Annotated in this window: 13 protein-coding genes; 10 read left to right on the top strand and 3 right to left on the bottom strand. The window is 46.2% G+C overall.

Going from position 1 to position 15,115, the window contains the following annotated elements; all coding sequences use genetic code 11:
- Positions 1 to 75: 75 nt before the first annotated feature.
- Positions 76 to 807 (bottom strand): ZIP family metal transporter, encoded by a 732-nt coding sequence (locus tag MHI48_RS26055; RefSeq protein WP_036606933.1) that lies wholly within the window; start codon positions 805 to 807, stop codon positions 76 to 78.
- A 256-nt stretch (positions 808 to 1,063) separates the two neighbouring features.
- Between MHI48_RS26055 and trxB the strand changes: the two genes are divergently transcribed.
- Both trxB and MHI48_RS26045 read left to right on the top strand, forming a co-directional pair.
- Positions 1,064 to 2,005, top strand: coding sequence for a thioredoxin-disulfide reductase (gene trxB, locus MHI48_RS26050; protein WP_036606934.1), 942 nt, complete (start codon positions 1,064 to 1,066; stop codon positions 2,003 to 2,005).
- Between the two features lie 61 nt (positions 2,006 to 2,066).
- Positions 2,067 to 2,297, top strand: coding sequence for a glutaredoxin family protein (locus tag MHI48_RS26045; RefSeq protein ID WP_036668031.1), 231 nt, complete (start codon positions 2,067 to 2,069; stop codon positions 2,295 to 2,297).
- Between the two features lie 1,023 nt (positions 2,298 to 3,320).
- Here the strand turns inward: MHI48_RS26045 and MHI48_RS26040 are convergent.
- A complete protein-coding gene (locus tag MHI48_RS26040) occupies positions 3,321 to 3,518 on the bottom strand; it encodes a hypothetical protein (RefSeq protein ID WP_017692236.1) in 198 nt (65 codons plus the stop codon).
- A gap of 147 nt (positions 3,519 to 3,665) precedes the next feature.
- Positions 3,666 to 4,832 (bottom strand): ROK family protein, encoded by a 1,167-nt coding sequence (locus MHI48_RS26035; protein ID WP_076328894.1) that lies wholly within the window; start codon positions 4,830 to 4,832, stop codon positions 3,666 to 3,668.
- Positions 4,833 to 5,030: 198 nt separating this feature from the next.
- Between MHI48_RS26035 and xylA the strand changes: the two genes are divergently transcribed.
- The 8 genes from xylA to MHI48_RS25995 all read left to right on the top strand — a co-directional run bounded on the left by xylA (position 5,031) and on the right by MHI48_RS25995 (position 15,080).
- Complete coding sequence (gene xylA, locus MHI48_RS26030) at positions 5,031 to 6,347, top strand: xylose isomerase (protein WP_036606941.1); 1,317 nt, start codon at positions 5,031 to 5,033, stop codon at positions 6,345 to 6,347.
- A 435-nt stretch (positions 6,348 to 6,782) separates the two neighbouring features.
- Positions 6,783 to 8,276, top strand: coding sequence for a xylulokinase (gene xylB / locus MHI48_RS26025; RefSeq protein WP_076328895.1), 1,494 nt, complete (start codon positions 6,783 to 6,785; stop codon positions 8,274 to 8,276).
- A gap of 221 nt (positions 8,277 to 8,497) precedes the next feature.
- Positions 8,498 to 9,214, top strand: coding sequence for a glycosyltransferase family 2 protein (locus MHI48_RS26020; protein ID WP_243391505.1), 717 nt, complete (start codon positions 8,498 to 8,500; stop codon positions 9,212 to 9,214).
- A 1,070-nt stretch (positions 9,215 to 10,284) separates the two neighbouring features.
- Positions 10,285 to 11,355, top strand: coding sequence for a glycosyltransferase family 2 protein (locus tag MHI48_RS26015; RefSeq protein ID WP_036607090.1), 1,071 nt, complete (start codon positions 10,285 to 10,287; stop codon positions 11,353 to 11,355).
- Between the two features lie 183 nt (positions 11,356 to 11,538).
- A complete protein-coding gene (locus MHI48_RS26010; RefSeq protein WP_036607093.1) occupies positions 11,539 to 11,937 on the top strand; it encodes an Rrf2 family transcriptional regulator in 399 nt (132 codons plus the stop codon).
- 117 nt (positions 11,938 to 12,054) lie between these two features.
- Positions 12,055 to 13,206, top strand: a complete 1,152-nt coding sequence (locus MHI48_RS26005) for an MFS transporter (protein ID WP_036606945.1) — start codon at positions 12,055 to 12,057, stop codon at positions 13,204 to 13,206.
- 151 nt (positions 13,207 to 13,357) lie between these two features.
- Positions 13,358 to 13,984 (top strand): bifunctional 4-hydroxy-2-oxoglutarate aldolase/2-dehydro-3-deoxy-phosphogluconate aldolase, encoded by a 627-nt coding sequence (locus tag MHI48_RS26000; protein ID WP_047841586.1) that lies wholly within the window; start codon positions 13,358 to 13,360, stop codon positions 13,982 to 13,984.
- A 169-nt stretch (positions 13,985 to 14,153) separates the two neighbouring features.
- Complete coding sequence (locus tag MHI48_RS25995) at positions 14,154 to 15,080, top strand: alpha/beta hydrolase (protein ID WP_245838369.1); 927 nt, start codon at positions 14,154 to 14,156, stop codon at positions 15,078 to 15,080.
- Positions 15,081 to 15,115: the final 35 nt, after the last annotated feature.

Genomic DNA, 15,115 nt, shown 5'->3' with positions numbered 1-15,115 from the left:
GGAATCTTCATTTGTGGCTAAACAAAGAACCCGGTTGACAGTCTTGGACTGTTCGCCGGGTTCTTTAGTCTTCAATTAAAACAGTTCGGTCAGACCAATCATCGTGATGAGCCCGAGTAAAAAGGACATCGTCGCAACACGTGCATTGCCATCGCCGTGACTCTCGGGAATAAGTTCCTTATAAACAATGAACATCATCGCACCGGCTGCAAAGGCCAGACCATAAGGCACAAGACCAGCTACGAGACTGCTCAAGGTGTAACCAATCATAGCTGTAATAATCTCTACCGCTCCGGTCAGGGTGGCAATACCCAGCGCTTTGAAGCGGCCAATGTTCTGGTTTACTAGGAAAAGGGCCACCAGAAATCCTTCCGGCGCATTCTGCAATCCAATGGAAAAGGCAATGAGATTGCCAAGGTTCTCATCCGAGCTTGCATAGCTGACTCCAACGGATAACCCTTCCGGCAGATTATGCATGGTGATGGCTGCAATAATCATGAAGGCTTTGGTTTCAATTTTAAAAGGCATTTTCTCGGGATTCTCCAGATCGACGTGTGGAATCTTCATCTCCAGCACCAGTAGAACCAGGCTACCAAGCATAATACCAAATGCAAGTACAAAGAGATTCGATTGGCCAAGCGCTTCCGGAATGAGATTATACACCGAGGCTGAGGTCATAATACCTGCGGCGTATGCCAGCAAGATATCACGCAGACGGTGTGATATTTTACGCATAAATAGAATCGGTACGGCCCCTAGGCCGGTAGACATGGCTGATATAAAACTGCCAATGAGTGCATCGTTCATGCTTCCATTTTCCCTCCTGATGAAGACTTCTTCATAATCGCTGCCGAGCATTGACACCGTACATAAAAGAGATCATAATGAACAACAGATTAGAATGATTATAAATTAGAATTCCGTTTCTGCATAGGGCCATTGTCATATCACAGGCAGGTCTTGTGGACATGATGTGGGCTTTTCGTTCTAGTGTATGCAAAAGCCTAAGCTTTTGATGCCGGAGGGTCTAACCTTTTTGCAGAACCCGGGGGAGGAACTATACATGTATAAATCAATCATTATCGGAACAGGCCCTGCAGGGCTGACAGCAGCAATCTATCTGGCACGTGCCAACATGAACCCACTCGTTATTGAAGGACCACAACCTGGTGGCCAACTGACAACAACGACTGAAGTGGAGAACTTCCCAGGTTTCCCTGATGGTATTATGGGTCCTGAACTGATGGACAACATGCGTAAACAAGCGGAGCGCTTCGGTGCTGAATTCCGCACAGGCTGGGTGAACAACATCGACATGAGCGAGCGTCCATTCAAGATTCAAGTTGAAGGTATGGGTGAACTCGTATCGGAAACATTGATCCTGTCCACAGGCGCAACTGCTAAATACCTGGGTATCCCTGGCGAAGAAACGAATATAGGCCGCGGTGTCAGCACATGTGCAACATGTGATGGATTCTTCTTCCGTAACAAAGAAATCATCGTCATCGGCGGTGGTGACTCTGCTCTTGAGGAAGCAAGCTTCCTGTCCCGTTTCGGTTCCAAAGTAACGCTGGTACACCGTCGTGAAGAACTGCGTGGCTCCAAAATCATGCAGGATCGTGCACGCAGCAACGAAAAAGTAGAAATGGCTTTGAACCGTACACCACTCGAAGTACTTGCTGGCGACAACGGCGTAACCGGATTGAAAGTGTTGAACAACGAAACAGGTGAAGAAGAAGTGATTCCAGCAAGCGGCGTATTCGTAGCTATCGGTCACACACCAAACACGGGATTCCTTGGCGGACAGATCACTACGGATGAACATGGTTATATCCTGACTACACCAGGCACATCCGAGACAAACATCCCAGGCGTATTTGCATGTGGTGACGTTCAAGATACTCGTTACAAACAAGCGATCACAGCTGCAGGTAGCGGATGTATGGCTGCTATGGACACAGAGAAATACATTGAAAGCTTGGAGCACAGCGCAGTTGTTCTGTAATAGAATGAGCTGATTCCAACCAAACGATAGATTAATAAAAAACATATGAGGTGAATTAAACATGGAAAACGTAATTGTATATACATCTACCAACTGCCCGAACTGTAAATCCGTAAAAACGTTCCTGGCTGACAAAGGTATCTCTTATGAAGAGCGCAACATCGAAACTAGCGATGAATTTGCGCAACAAGTATGGGACATGGGCGTACGTGCTGTGCCATTGACTGTCATTGGTGAACATCGCATTCTGGGTATGAATAAAACCCAATTTGCCAAAGCATTGGACGCTTAAATCTGGCTGATCATCTGGATCATCATGTGTTGAAAGAAATTTTCGATTCATATGAAATTCCGGTTTTCGCGAGCCGTTAGGATATAGAAAGAACCGTACCCGGCAGGGTACGGTTTTTTGTGCGTTTTCTATGAGTGGTTCGGATGAATTGGTATCTTGTCACAAACATCATTCGCAATTGTCCGATGTACAGAAGTGCGATATCATTTTCTTAAGTCGCAGAGCATAATTGAGGTGAACAAGCAGCATGATTATAGATCAGGAGGAGCATTTTCGCTTCTGGGAACAGGCGAGTATACGAGATATCCATGCTCACATACTAGTTAAAACAACTGGAATTAAGGCCATTATAATAATAACTGACATTACTTTTTTATTAGTTCGGGATTTGATCATTAGTTTTCGTGAGGTATACCAATTCCCAAAATTATAAAATCTAGAATGAATAAGAAAAGTTATCAAAGAATTAATTACAAAGAATATCAAAATATAATCTTTTGGATTAACACTCATCATAGGATAAACTTGCATTTCTATACCCCATAGTAGGGTTATACCAATAAAATAAAGAATAGAACAAAGTATAAAATCAAACAGGAAACCAGATGTCTTTTTAAGCATATTAAAGCTCCTCTCTAATCTAGTGGTAAATCCAATATTAATTTCCAACCAACAATCATTTTACATTGAAAAAGTAAAAAAAACATACTGGTTTGACTACTTTTGTTCCTTTAACTAGGATTAAAGAGTAAGTCAAAAAACTCCATTGCTTATCTTCTGCAGAGGTCAGATCTCAAAACAACGTAAACGTATTAAATATATAGGTACTCAATCCAGAATATCGTTTATATGATTGAAGAACGATTTAAAGAAAGTTCGAGTTGTCCATAATTCAGCATCAATGTTAAGAATGGGCAAAAATATGCAGAAAAATCCCCTTGCGTCTGTAATTCAGAGTACATGATAACGTGTACCCATGAATTACTGCGAAAGGGGATTTTGCATGAAAACAAATAATTACATCTAGAAAAAAATACTCATGAAAGTCTGAAATACAACATACACCAGCAATCCTGACAGCATGTACATGAAACCAGCCTTCTTTTTGCTCTGGAACAATCGGAGTATGCCAAGGCTGAACAGGGGCGCAAGCACAATCAGGAACAGGAGGACGGTGACAAACATTTGCGCCGAGATATCTGAAGTATCCACGTAGGTCACGCTTTTTTTCACTCCGTTTCGTTATCGGAATTAACACAGCTTGATTCACACAGCCATGACAAAAATCACATAACCCCATTATACATCTGGATTTCTTTAACAAAAAGGGAGGAAATGGGGCGAAATGATGTCAATTTTCATCTGTTATTAGACAGACACCCTAATTTTACCTAAAAACTGGGATATAGCAGAGTAAGCGGCACCAACGCGGGTGGAACGGCTGCCCAGAGCTGCCCATTCAATCTGCAAACTGCGGCGGTGATAAGGTAATGTACGTTCCTCGACAACTTGTTTTAACGCTGTTTCAATCCATGGACCTGCTTCAGAGAGCGGACCGCCAATGATAATACGTTCCGGGTTGAAACTGTTAACGATATTGGTAATGCCAATCCCCAGTTTGCGTCCAATCGTGTTGTATAATTCTTGAACAGCATCGTGGCCTTGCTCCGCATGATGAATAAGCTCTCGTGTGGTATGAGCAGGTAATTTTAGCTGGTGATCCGGGTGCTCGTAGGCTTTTTCCGATGCGTACAACTCCCAGCAACCACGATTACCACAGGAGCAGGGCAGACCTTCCGCTTCAATGGACATATGGCCTGTTTCTCCTGCGTAGCCCCACGCGCCTTTGTATAATTCACCATCTACCATGATGCCTGAACCAATCCCCATGCCTGCACTGATGTAGATCATGTGACGTACACCGATACCTGCCCCAAAATTCAACTCTCCATGAGCACCAGCATTGGCTTCATTATCGATCGTTACAGGCAGTTGAAATTCTTCTTCAAGCATCGAGCGCAGAGTTACCTTCTCCCACCCCAGGTTGGGTGCAAACAGGACCGTTCCTGCCTCATCCACCATGCCGGGCACGCCGATGCCAATACCAATGACTCCATGAGGGGAAGCAGGAGCTGCTTCAATGAGCTGTTTTGCTGCCAATTTCAATTGCTCCAGTACAGAGGACACGTCGTGATGTTCCAAGGTCACTGCGTACTCTGTAATGATGTGTCCTTCCAGATCTGTAAGCACGCCTTTCAAGTGGGTCACACTGAGTTCCAGACCGACTGCATAGCCTGATGTCCCTCGGAACAGCAGCATGAGTGGTTTACGTCCGCCGCTGGATTCACCAGGGCCAATCTCCTGCACCAGGTCATCACTGATCAGATCAGCAACCAGGTTGGATACCGTTGCTTTGTTCAGCCCCGTAACCTCGGACACTCGTGCGCGAGAAAGAGGGGCATGGCGCCGGATCGTATCGAGAACGATCGACTTGTTTATTTTTTTGACCAGCATCTGGTCTCCGGTAATTTTCATATGGTTAAGGCACTCCTATTCTTCTGATAAAAGGGTTCTGACCCACATCCGAAACAAGTTATTCGACTATTATAGCGTAAACAACCATGTAAAAAACAATTTTATTTTACTTTGTTTAACCAATAGACAAAGTAAATTCGATGTGATAGGATAACGGTGTAAACGATTTCTTAAAACTATTGAGGAGGCATTTTACACATGGCCTATTTTGAATCCGTTAATAAAATTGCATTCGAAGGTAAAGATTCCAAGAATCCTTTTGCTTTTAAACATTATAATCCGGAAGAAGTGGTAGCCGGCAAATCGATGGAAGAACATTTCCGTTTTGGCATGGCTTACTGGCATACATTAACTGCAGGCGGCAGTGACCCGTTCGGTGCGGAGACAGCTGTTCGTTCGTGGGATAAATACTCAGGTCTGGACCTCGCGAAAGTACGCGTGGAAGCGGCATTTGAATTTTTGGAAAAAATGAATCTTCCATTCTTCTGTTTCCACGATGTGGACATTGCACCAGAAGGCAACAACCTGCGCGAGTTCTACAGCAACATTGATACGATTGTTGATCTGATTGAAGATCACATGAAATCCAGCGGCAAAAAACTGCTCTGGAACACGGCGAACATGTTCTCGAACCCACGCTTCATGTTTGGTGCAGCATCCACTTGCAACGCAGATGTGTATGCTCACGCAGCAGCACAGATCAAAAAAGGTCTGGAAGTGGGTAAACGCCTGGGCGCTGAAAACTATGTATTCTGGGGCGGTCGTGAAGGTTACGACACATTGTTGAACACAGACATGCAACTGGAGCAAGACAACATTGCTCGCATGTTCCACATGGCTGTAGACTACGCGAAGGAAATTGGCTTTGATGCACAATTCCTGATCGAGCCTAAACCAAAAGAGCCAACGAAACACCAATATGATTATGATGCAGCAACTTCGATTGCTTTCTTGCAAAAATACGGTTTGGACAAACACTTCAAACTTAACCTGGAAGCAAACCATGCTACACTGGCTGGTCATACATTTGATCACGAAATCCGCGTTGCTCGTACAAACGGTATGCTCGGTTCCCTCGATGCGAACCAAGGCGACATGTTGATAGGTTGGGATACGGATGAGTTCCCGGTTGATATGTACGATGCTACATTGACAATGTATGAAGTATTGAAAAACGGCGGTATCGGCCGTGGTGGTGTGAACTTTGACGCGAAAGTACGTCGTGGTTCCTTCGAAGCTGACGATCTGTTCCTGGCACACATCGCAGGTATGGACACGTATGCAAAAGGTCTGAAAGTAGCAGCGAAGTTGATTGAAGATCGCGTATTCGATGACTTCATCGAAAAACGTTACAGCAGCTTCAGCGAAGGTATTGGTGCAGATGTGGTTGCAGGTAAAGCAACATTGGCTTCCCTTGCTGAGTACGCGCTCAACAATGAAAGCCCACGCAAAAACCAATCCGGACGTCAGGAATTGCTGAGAGCACAACTTAACCAGTACATCTTGGCTGACTAATAGCGCATTAGGTAGGGTTGGTGCACGTCGACCACCAATGGTTATTCAACTCATATGTGTTGGACATTAGTATCCAAACTAGCCTGTGCACAAGATTAGCTTGTACCATGGAACGCCTGAACAAGCATGACATTCGGACCGTCCCCGACTTTCCCTTGGGAAGACGGGGGCGGTTTTTTGATTAAACAAACAACGCTATTTTTTAAAATTTTTGATATAAATGTTTGTCTAAGATGGTGCATGCAGAACGAAGTGAGCAGAAAGGACCCGAGGAAGCGGAGCGTGCGCATTTATCCCCGGATTTCTCCCTTGTCAAAGGGATTAAAGGAAATCCGGGGGTAACGGCGATCCAAGGGTTTTCTGATCACGAAGTGACCATATGAGCATCAAAGGTTTCATTTATACAATCTTGTTACAAACGAGAGGAGTTAACCTATGAGTTACGTAATTGGTGTCGATCTTGGAACCAGCGCGGTCAAAACCGTGTTGGTCAATCGCGAAGGAAAAGTGGCATTTGAAGCATCCGAGGCATACCCGTTGTACCAGCCCAAGGCTGGATACAGTGAACAAAATCCCGAAGATTGGGTAGAGCAGACCATTGTTTCCTTGCGTAAATTGCTTGAAGTGTCTGGCGTGCAGCCTTCGGAAATCGAGGGATTGAGCTTCTCCGGTCAGATGCACGGACTGGTCTTGGTAGATGCTGAAGGCAAACCGCTGCGTAACGCAATCCTGTGGAACGATACACGTACTACGGCTCAGTGCCGTCGCATCGAAAAAGTGCTGGATGGCAAGCTGTTAAGTATTGCCCGGAACCGTGCACTGGAAGGATTCACCTTGCCGAAAATTCTGTGGGTTCAGGAGAACGAGCCGGAATTGTTACAGCAAGCATCCTTGTTCCTGTTGCCTAAAGACTATGTGCGTTATCGCCTGACCGGGGATTACGCTATGGATTATTCTGATGCAGCGGGAACTTTGCTGCTGGACGTTGCAGGCAAACAGTGGAGCAACGAGATTGCAGAAGCTTTCGAGCTGCCAATCTCTCTTTGTCCACGTCTTGTGGAATCGTTTGAGGAAGTGGGCACGTTGCTGCCTGAGATTGCGGATCAAACGGGTCTAGCTGCTGCAACAAAAGTATACGCAGGTGGTGCGGATAATGCGTGTGGTGCCATTGGCGCAGGCATTCTGAGTGAAGGACAGACGATGTGCAGCATCGGAACGTCCGGGGTTGTGCTTTCCTACGAAGAGCGTAAAGATCTCGACTTCGAAGGCAAAGTGCACTTTTTTAACCACGGAGAGAAGGATGCCTTCTATATTATGGGGGTAACGCTTGCGGCAGGATATAGCCTGTCTTGGTTCAAGGATACGTTTGCAGCGGACAAATCATTTGATGTGCTCTTGCAGGGCATTGATCAGATTCCGGCGGGCAGCAACGGATTGTTGTTCACACCATATATCGTTGGGGAGCGTACACCTCATCCGGATGCGAATATCCGTGGCAGTTTCATCGGTATGGATGCAGGGCACAAGCTGGAGCACTTTGGACGTGCGGTGATGGAGGGCATTACCTTCTCGCTGCGCGAGTCCATTGATATTCTGCGTGGTGCAGGCAAAACCGTCAATGAAGTCATCTCCATTGGTGGCGGTGCCAAGAACGAAGCTTGGTTGCAAATGCAGGCGGATGTCTTTAACGCCACGATTGTGAAGCTGGAGAGCGAACAGGGTCCTGCGATGGGTGCAGCGATGCTGGCTGCCTATGGCTGTGGCTGGTTCCCGTCTTTGCAAGAATGTGCAACAGCGTTTATTCGTCCAGCGAAGTCCTATGAGCCGAACCCGGAAACGGTTGCCGTCTATGATGGACTGTTCGCACTGTATCAGGAAGTCTATGGACAGACACGTAGTCTCAATGATCGTTTGGCTGAATATCGTTAATTCATTTATTTCACTACATTAATCTTGTGATTACCTTAAAAGCATCCGCGAAGGCGGGTGCTTTTTTTGTCGTTCATCAAGATTAACCCCATGAAAGGTTTACTTGGTCTGCATATCCGCATTCCGGCTCTGCATAGATTGGAAATAGAGGATTGTGATTCGTCCAGGCATCGTGTGTCGGACATTTTAATAGGTAGAAGTTTGAGCATGGGGGTGAAGCTTTGGATGGACATGAGGAACATGGAAGACCACATATTACCTTGTCGATGATCGTTCGTAATGAAGAGAATCGTTATCTCAGGCAGGCACTGGAGAGACATCGTCCCTGGATTGATCGTGCAGTAATCATTGATGACGGAAGTACGGATGCAACGGTCGCGCTGTGCAGGGAACTTCTGGACGGTATTCCACTCGTATTAGTGGAGAACGCTGCTTCACGTTTTGCAGACGAGGTAAGCCTGAGAAAACAACAATGGGAAGAGACGGTGGCGACCAATCCGGAGTGGATTTTGAATCTGGATGCGGATGAGATTCTAACTAGTGACTTTGGGGTGGTACGTGATCTGCTGCTCAGTGGCAATGAAGATGCGATCTATTTCAGATTGTTTGATATGTGGAGTGAGACGCATTACCGGGAAGATGAGTTCTGGCAGGCGCATGCCTATTATCGGCCATTTCTGATTCGTTATCACCCGGGGATGAACTATGAATGGAAGGAGACACCGCAGCATTGTGGTCGTTTTCCGTTAACGATCCAGCATTGGTCCTATGGATGTCATGCTCCCCGGGTGAAGCACTATGGTTGGGCGCGGGAAGAAGACCGTATCCGCAAATATGAACGCTATCAAGCACTGGACCCTGAAGCAAGATACGGTTGGAAGGAACAGTACGAATCGATATTGGATCAAGAGCCACGACTGTTGGCATGGTTCGAATAAGGAGAGGGGGAGTGAGCACGTTGAAGAAAGAACCGTTACGCAAATCGCAAGAAGAATCCCAACCTCAAATAGAGCTGAATTCACAAGAAAAAGAGAATGAGAAAGAACATCAAAAAGAGGAGCAACATGAGAGCCAGAGTAAACATCGACCATCCAGACATTCTGATAATTCGCTGGAAACCCGCCAATCGGAAACGCTTGAAGCGCCTGGCCAGGAAAGAATACTGATCGCCAGCCCGGTTCGCCAGACAACTCCGGTGCTCCGTGAATTTCTGGATTCTCTGCATGCACTGGAACGAACAACAGTGAAGACGGATTATCTGTTTGTTGACGATAACGTGGAAGAAGCCGCATCAAATATATTGCATGAATTTGTGCTTCAGCATGAAGGGACGGTTATTCAAGCAGATGAACATGGTAGCGGTAGTCCTGACAACAAAGGGGTGTACAGCAAGGATGAGGGAGGACACTATTGGCAGGATGAGCAGATTTGGCGTGTAGCCGGTTTGAAAAATCGCATATTGCAATATGCACGCGACAATCACTACGATGCGGTGTTCCTGATTGATTCTGACTTGGTGCTGCATCCGCGGACGCTGGAGCAACTTGTATCGAGTGGCAAAGACATTGTATCCAATATTTTTTGGACCCGCTGGCAGCCGGATGCCAGGGAAATGCCGCAGGTATGGCTGCAAGATGAGTATGCTTTGTTTCGCCGCGGTGGCAAAACAGTAGACGGAACCGAGACGGAGGACGAGGGCACGCAAACGACTGCTTTTCTAAATCAGCTACGGATCCCGGGTTGTTATGAAGTTGGAGGGCTAGGGGCATGTACTCTTATTCGCAAAAATGTTCTGGCAGCAGGAGCTTCATATGACCAGATTCCCAATGTATCCTTCTGGGGCGAAGATCGTCATTTCTGCATCCGTGCTCAAGCACTGGGTTTTCGTTTGTTCGTTGATACTCATCTCCCCGCATACCACATCTATCGATTGTCCGAACTTCCGGGGGTTTCCGCCTTTAACCGCAGGGCGAGACGAGGGGAGGAGACGATCAGTATTACCCTGTGTATGATTGTGAAAAATGAAGAAGCTTCCCTTGCGAGATGTCTGGACTCGGTCAACGGTATCGCCGATGAGATTGTAATCGTGGATACCGGATCAACGGATCGTACCCGTCAGATTGCTTCTAGATATACGGATCGTATCGTTGATTTTGAATGGGTGGATGACTTTGCAGCAGCACGCAACTATGCCTTCGATCAGGCAAAGAGTGAATATATTCTGTGGCTGGATGCAGACGATGTGTTCGAACCGGAAGATCGGGCGAAACTGATCGCCTTGAAACGTTCGCTGGACCCGGATGTTGATAGTGTCACAATGGATTATAATCTGTCATTCACAGCAGATGGCAAGGTAGCCTACAGCCTGCGTCGAAATCGTCTGGTGCGTCGGGATCGGCAATTTCGCTGGATTGGCGCGGTCCATGAATATCTGGCTGTAGCGGGCAATCTGCTGCATAGTGATATAGCGGTTACCCACAAGAAAGATAAGGTGTATACCGATCGTAATCTGCGGATCTATCGCAAAAGGGAACAGGCCGGAGAGGAATTCGGGCCGCGTGACTTGTACTATTTCGGTAATGAGCTGAAGGACCATGGACAGCATGAGGATGCGGTGAAGTACTATGAGAAGTTTCTGGATACCGGATTGGGCTGGGTGGAAGATCAGATCGCTGCTTGCCAGAAAATTGCGGATTGTGAAGCTGCACTTGAACATCCGGAACAGGAAGTCACGGCGTTGTTCCGATCATTTGCCTATGATTTGCCAAGAGCCGAGATTTGCTGTCGATTGGGTGGTTATTTTGCCGACCGTGAAGATTATCGCAAGGCCCTGTTCTGGTACGAACAGGCGACTCGTGCTGTACGTCCTGATGACCCTATGGTAGTGCTGAATGAAGCAGCTTGGACCTGGATGCCGCATCTGCAACTATGTGTGTGTTATGACCGGATGGGTAACCGTGCCAAGGCCCGGGAACATAATGATATCGCACTCGCCTATCATCCAACACATCCAAGCATGTTATATAACGATCGATACTTTAAAGATTTGGAGAAGGATAACGTATTGGAAAATGCCTAAAGCATGCATATAGATTGGAACTGTAGGTATAGATATTGCTGGAACAGTTGTTTGTGACAAGAGCCTCCTCTGATGAAAGAGTGGATGCAATGTGCCACTTTTATGAGAGGGGGTTATTGACGTAATTGTATCAAAGGAGTTATTGTAGATATATTAAGTCTTTTATTAAGGAGGAATGAGATGATGAAGTATTCCAAAGCTACCAATTACGCCCTGCACACGATGCTTTTTCTTGCAGCATCCAATTCAGATAAACCTGTGGGTGTGCAGCAACTTTCAAAGTGGCAGAATGTTTCACCCACATATCTGTCCAAGATTTTAACTAAATTGACAAAAGAGGGGATGATTCATTCTTCATCTGGTGCCCATGGCGGGTATACACTTCAGGAGAAGTGGGAGGATCTTACGTTTTTGGACATCATACAGGCCATTGAGGGTACAACCTCTCTGTTTGATTGCTGTCATCATAAACAGGGATGCTTAATTCAAGAAACCATGATCACTGCCGAAGGACAGATGGAAGAAGTGCTAAAAAATCGAAAATTATCTTCAATTGCCGGTAAAATATCAATGATGCATTAAGTATTTTTTTTGTATTTATAATAGATATAATTTGTCTTTTATATCTATTATAAATTTCAACAAACGAATATATCCAGAAGATTTCACACACTATTCTTTTGAATAAAGGAGACTGAAATGAATTCATTTATTATCTATTTATTGGCTTTAGGAGCCTTTGTTGTGGGAACAGCCGAATTTGTCGTATCTGGTGTTTTAGATATCATTGCCCGCGATTTACAGGTTTCGATCTCATTAGCGGGACAATTGGTCACCGTATATGCACTATCTCATGCATTGGGAGCCTGGGCTCTGGTCATGCTGACTTCCAAGTTACAACGTAAAAAAGTACTTCTGTATTCCATGCTTATTTTTATCTTGGGAAATATCATTGCATTCTTCAGTTTGAACTTTGGCATGCTTATGTTCTCACGCATCGTATTGGCCATGAGTGGTGGTCTATATTTTGTCCTAGCCACGAACTATGCTGCAAGACTAGCTCCTTCTGGCAAACAGGGTAGTGCCATTGCAACTGTCATCACAGGATTCACCGTTTCATTGGTATTAGGAGTGCCGATTGGTACCTTCATTGCTGCCTACATGGATTGGCACTATGTTTATATCATGATTGCAATTATCGCATTTATTAATTTCATGCTGTTGTACAGATTTATTCCTCGAATGGAGGGTAACCCGTCTCTCTCCCTGAAGCAACAATTATTGATTATCAAAGATAAAAAGGTTATCACCGGATTATTAACGACTGTTTTCTGGATTCTGGGCTACACCATGGTATTTGCTTATATCGCTCCACTTTTAAGTTCAGTAGCCGATTTTTCAATAGAAATGATTAGTACGGCGTTACTTGTATTGGGTGTATTTGCATTCATAGGTTCTCGTCTTGGCGGCTATGCGGTAGATCGATGGGGACCTGTTCGCACGATTCCAATCAGTTTGATTATTCATGCTGGTGCCCTCTTTATTTTGCCAATCACAGCAGGTTCCACAATAGGTATTCTTCTGACCATCATGATTTGGGGAACAGCTGCCTGGATAACAACGCCTGCGAATCAGTTCTATTTGATAACATTGAGACCACAGTCTTCTGAAACAGTCCTGAGTTACAATACGGCAGTAATGAACATAGGTATGACTTTCGGTGCCGGATTGGGAGGTGTAGTTGTGAAATACAATTCCGTTCAAAATTTGGGGTGGATTGGTGGTATGGTCCTGCTGTTGGCGTTGGCGATTGCCCTTGTTTCCTTCAGGTTAACTACAAAGCCAAGTTGAATTCAATGTCTTTTTAAAAGGAAGAAGTGAATATTGGATCAAATGATTTCATCCAGGAGAGGATATGCTTTACAATAATGAATAACGGAAAAGCGGTGACGATGATTGCCTGTCTTCGGCTGCCGAATTGATGAATCAAGGGGAACTGGATATGAATTTGACGGAAGTACTATTGGAGTCGAGGCTGGTCGCGATTGTGCGCGGTATAAGCCGCGAAGCGGCAGTAACAGCTGGACAAGGTATGACAGGTGGTGGCATCCGGCTGATGGAAGTCACACTGAACACACCTGGAGCACATGATATTATTGCAGACTGGCGTGAGCGGCATGAAGGAAAGGCTTATGTTGGAGCGGGTACGGTACTGAATGTGCAGATGGCGAAGGAAGCCGTCGCTGCAGGTGCACAATTTCTGGTGTCTCCCAATGTCGATCTGTCTGTCATTGAATATGCTGTAGAACATGGTGTCGAGATCTGGCCTGGAGCCATGACACCTACGGAGATTGTCGCTGCCCATGAAGCGGGAGCACGAGTTGTGAAGTTGTTTCCGATGGCGAGCCTGGGCATACCGTATCTGCGGGAGATCAAAGCTCCACTGAATCATATTCCACTGCTGGCAACAGGTGGTGCCACACTGGAGAATATTGCTGATTATTACGCAGCAGGCGCTGCTGCAGTGGGTCTGGGAAGTGCACTTTTACCACGAGAAGCTCTTGTGGCAGGAGATCATGAGCAGATTGCAGCATGTGCACGGAGATTTGTGGAAGCAGCTGAAGCCTAGGATTCCAGCATCAGATGAGGGATATGTATACTTGGGTATATATATGAAGGTGCCTTTAGATTAATTGTTGGATCAATCTTTATCATAAAAACCCATGTCGCTTAACGTGCCGTTCATTCTATTGTTTTATGATGGATGTATGCCAGAATTCGGAGAGGAGAGATGCCCTGTGAAAGCTAAAACAATGATAGGCGGCATGCTCGCCGTGGCCGCAGTAACGGCAGGTGGTTTATGGAAGGCAGCGGTAAAGAGCCAGACACCCAAGAAGATTCCAATCACACTGATACCCCCAATGCCATTTGAGGATGTGACCTTTGACAGTGGGGGAGGTCGGGTGCATGGCTGGTTCATCCCGGCCAGAGCCGACATTCCGAACCCATGGCCGCTCGTTATTATTGCACATGGCTGGGGCTCCAATCGCTCCCGTGTTCTTCGTTACGCACGTCCGATCTGGGAAGCTGGATATGCCTTATTTATGTATGATGTGCGTAGTCATGGGGCCAGTGATCCGGTTCGTGCTGCATCTGCCTACCTGTTCCGGGATGATCTGCTGGCGGCATTGCAGTATACGACTGCACGACCAGAGATTGATGCGGATGCCATCGGAGTACTTGGACATTCTTTGGGTGGACTGGGTACGATTCTTGCAGTGACGGAGGGAATTCCTGTATCAGCAGTGATTACGGACTCGATGCCATCGCAATTTGAGGTAATCGTCAGTTCAGAGCTGAGACGCCGGCGTCTGCCCTTGTTTCCACTGGCCCAGTTAATTCCGAGAATCTGGTTCTGGCGACTGGGTGAATCTCTGAAATCTTATCGTCAGCGTGATCCGGTGATCATGCTGAATGAACGGCGCAGGGGGATGCAACTGCCGATGCTTATGGTGCACTCCAAGGGAGATAATTTCATTCCCCCGAGTGAGCTTGAATATTTTATGTCCAAAGCCGATCCGCCTGTTGAACATCTATGGGTCAACAGCGGAGGACACAGTTGTTCCGAGGAAGATCCCGCCTTCTGGGACACCGTTATTCCATTTTTGAAAACCCATGTCCAAGGTCAGGCGAAGTTGAACGATTCGTCTAAAGCGAGTAGTTGACAAGGTAGATTCAGCCTACATAAGAGTGCAGGCTA

Source organism: Paenibacillus sp. FSL H7-0942 (genome assembly GCF_045040715.1).
Lineage (GTDB): Bacteria > Bacillota > Bacilli > Paenibacillales > Paenibacillaceae > Paenibacillus > Paenibacillus amylolyticus.
Note: the sequence above shows the minus strand (reverse complement) of the source record. Positions and strands in the feature narration are given on the sequence as shown.

Coding starts and splice junctions, on each gene's coding strand:
- MHI48_RS26055 (WP_036606933.1), bottom strand. CDS start 807: ATGAACGATGCACTCATTGGCAGTTTTATATCAGCCATGTCTACCGGC.
- trxB (WP_036606934.1), top strand. CDS start 1,064: ATGTATAAATCAATCATTATCGGAACAGGCCCTGCAGGGCTGACAGCA.
- MHI48_RS26045 (WP_036668031.1), top strand. CDS start 2,067: ATGGAAAACGTAATTGTATATACATCTACCAACTGCCCGAACTGTAAA.
- MHI48_RS26035 (WP_076328894.1), bottom strand. CDS start 4,832: ATGAAAATTACCGGAGACCAGATGCTGGTCAAAAAAATAAACAAGTCG.
- xylA (WP_036606941.1), top strand. CDS start 5,031: ATGGCCTATTTTGAATCCGTTAATAAAATTGCATTCGAAGGTAAAGAT.
- xylB (WP_076328895.1), top strand. CDS start 6,783: ATGAGTTACGTAATTGGTGTCGATCTTGGAACCAGCGCGGTCAAAACC.
- MHI48_RS26015 (WP_036607090.1), top strand. CDS start 10,285: ATGATTGTGAAAAATGAAGAAGCTTCCCTTGCGAGATGTCTGGACTCG.
- MHI48_RS26010 (WP_036607093.1), top strand. CDS start 11,539: ATGAAGTATTCCAAAGCTACCAATTACGCCCTGCACACGATGCTTTTT.
- MHI48_RS26005 (WP_036606945.1), top strand. CDS start 12,055: ATGAATTCATTTATTATCTATTTATTGGCTTTAGGAGCCTTTGTTGTG.
- MHI48_RS26000 (WP_047841586.1), top strand. CDS start 13,358: ATGAATTTGACGGAAGTACTATTGGAGTCGAGGCTGGTCGCGATTGTG.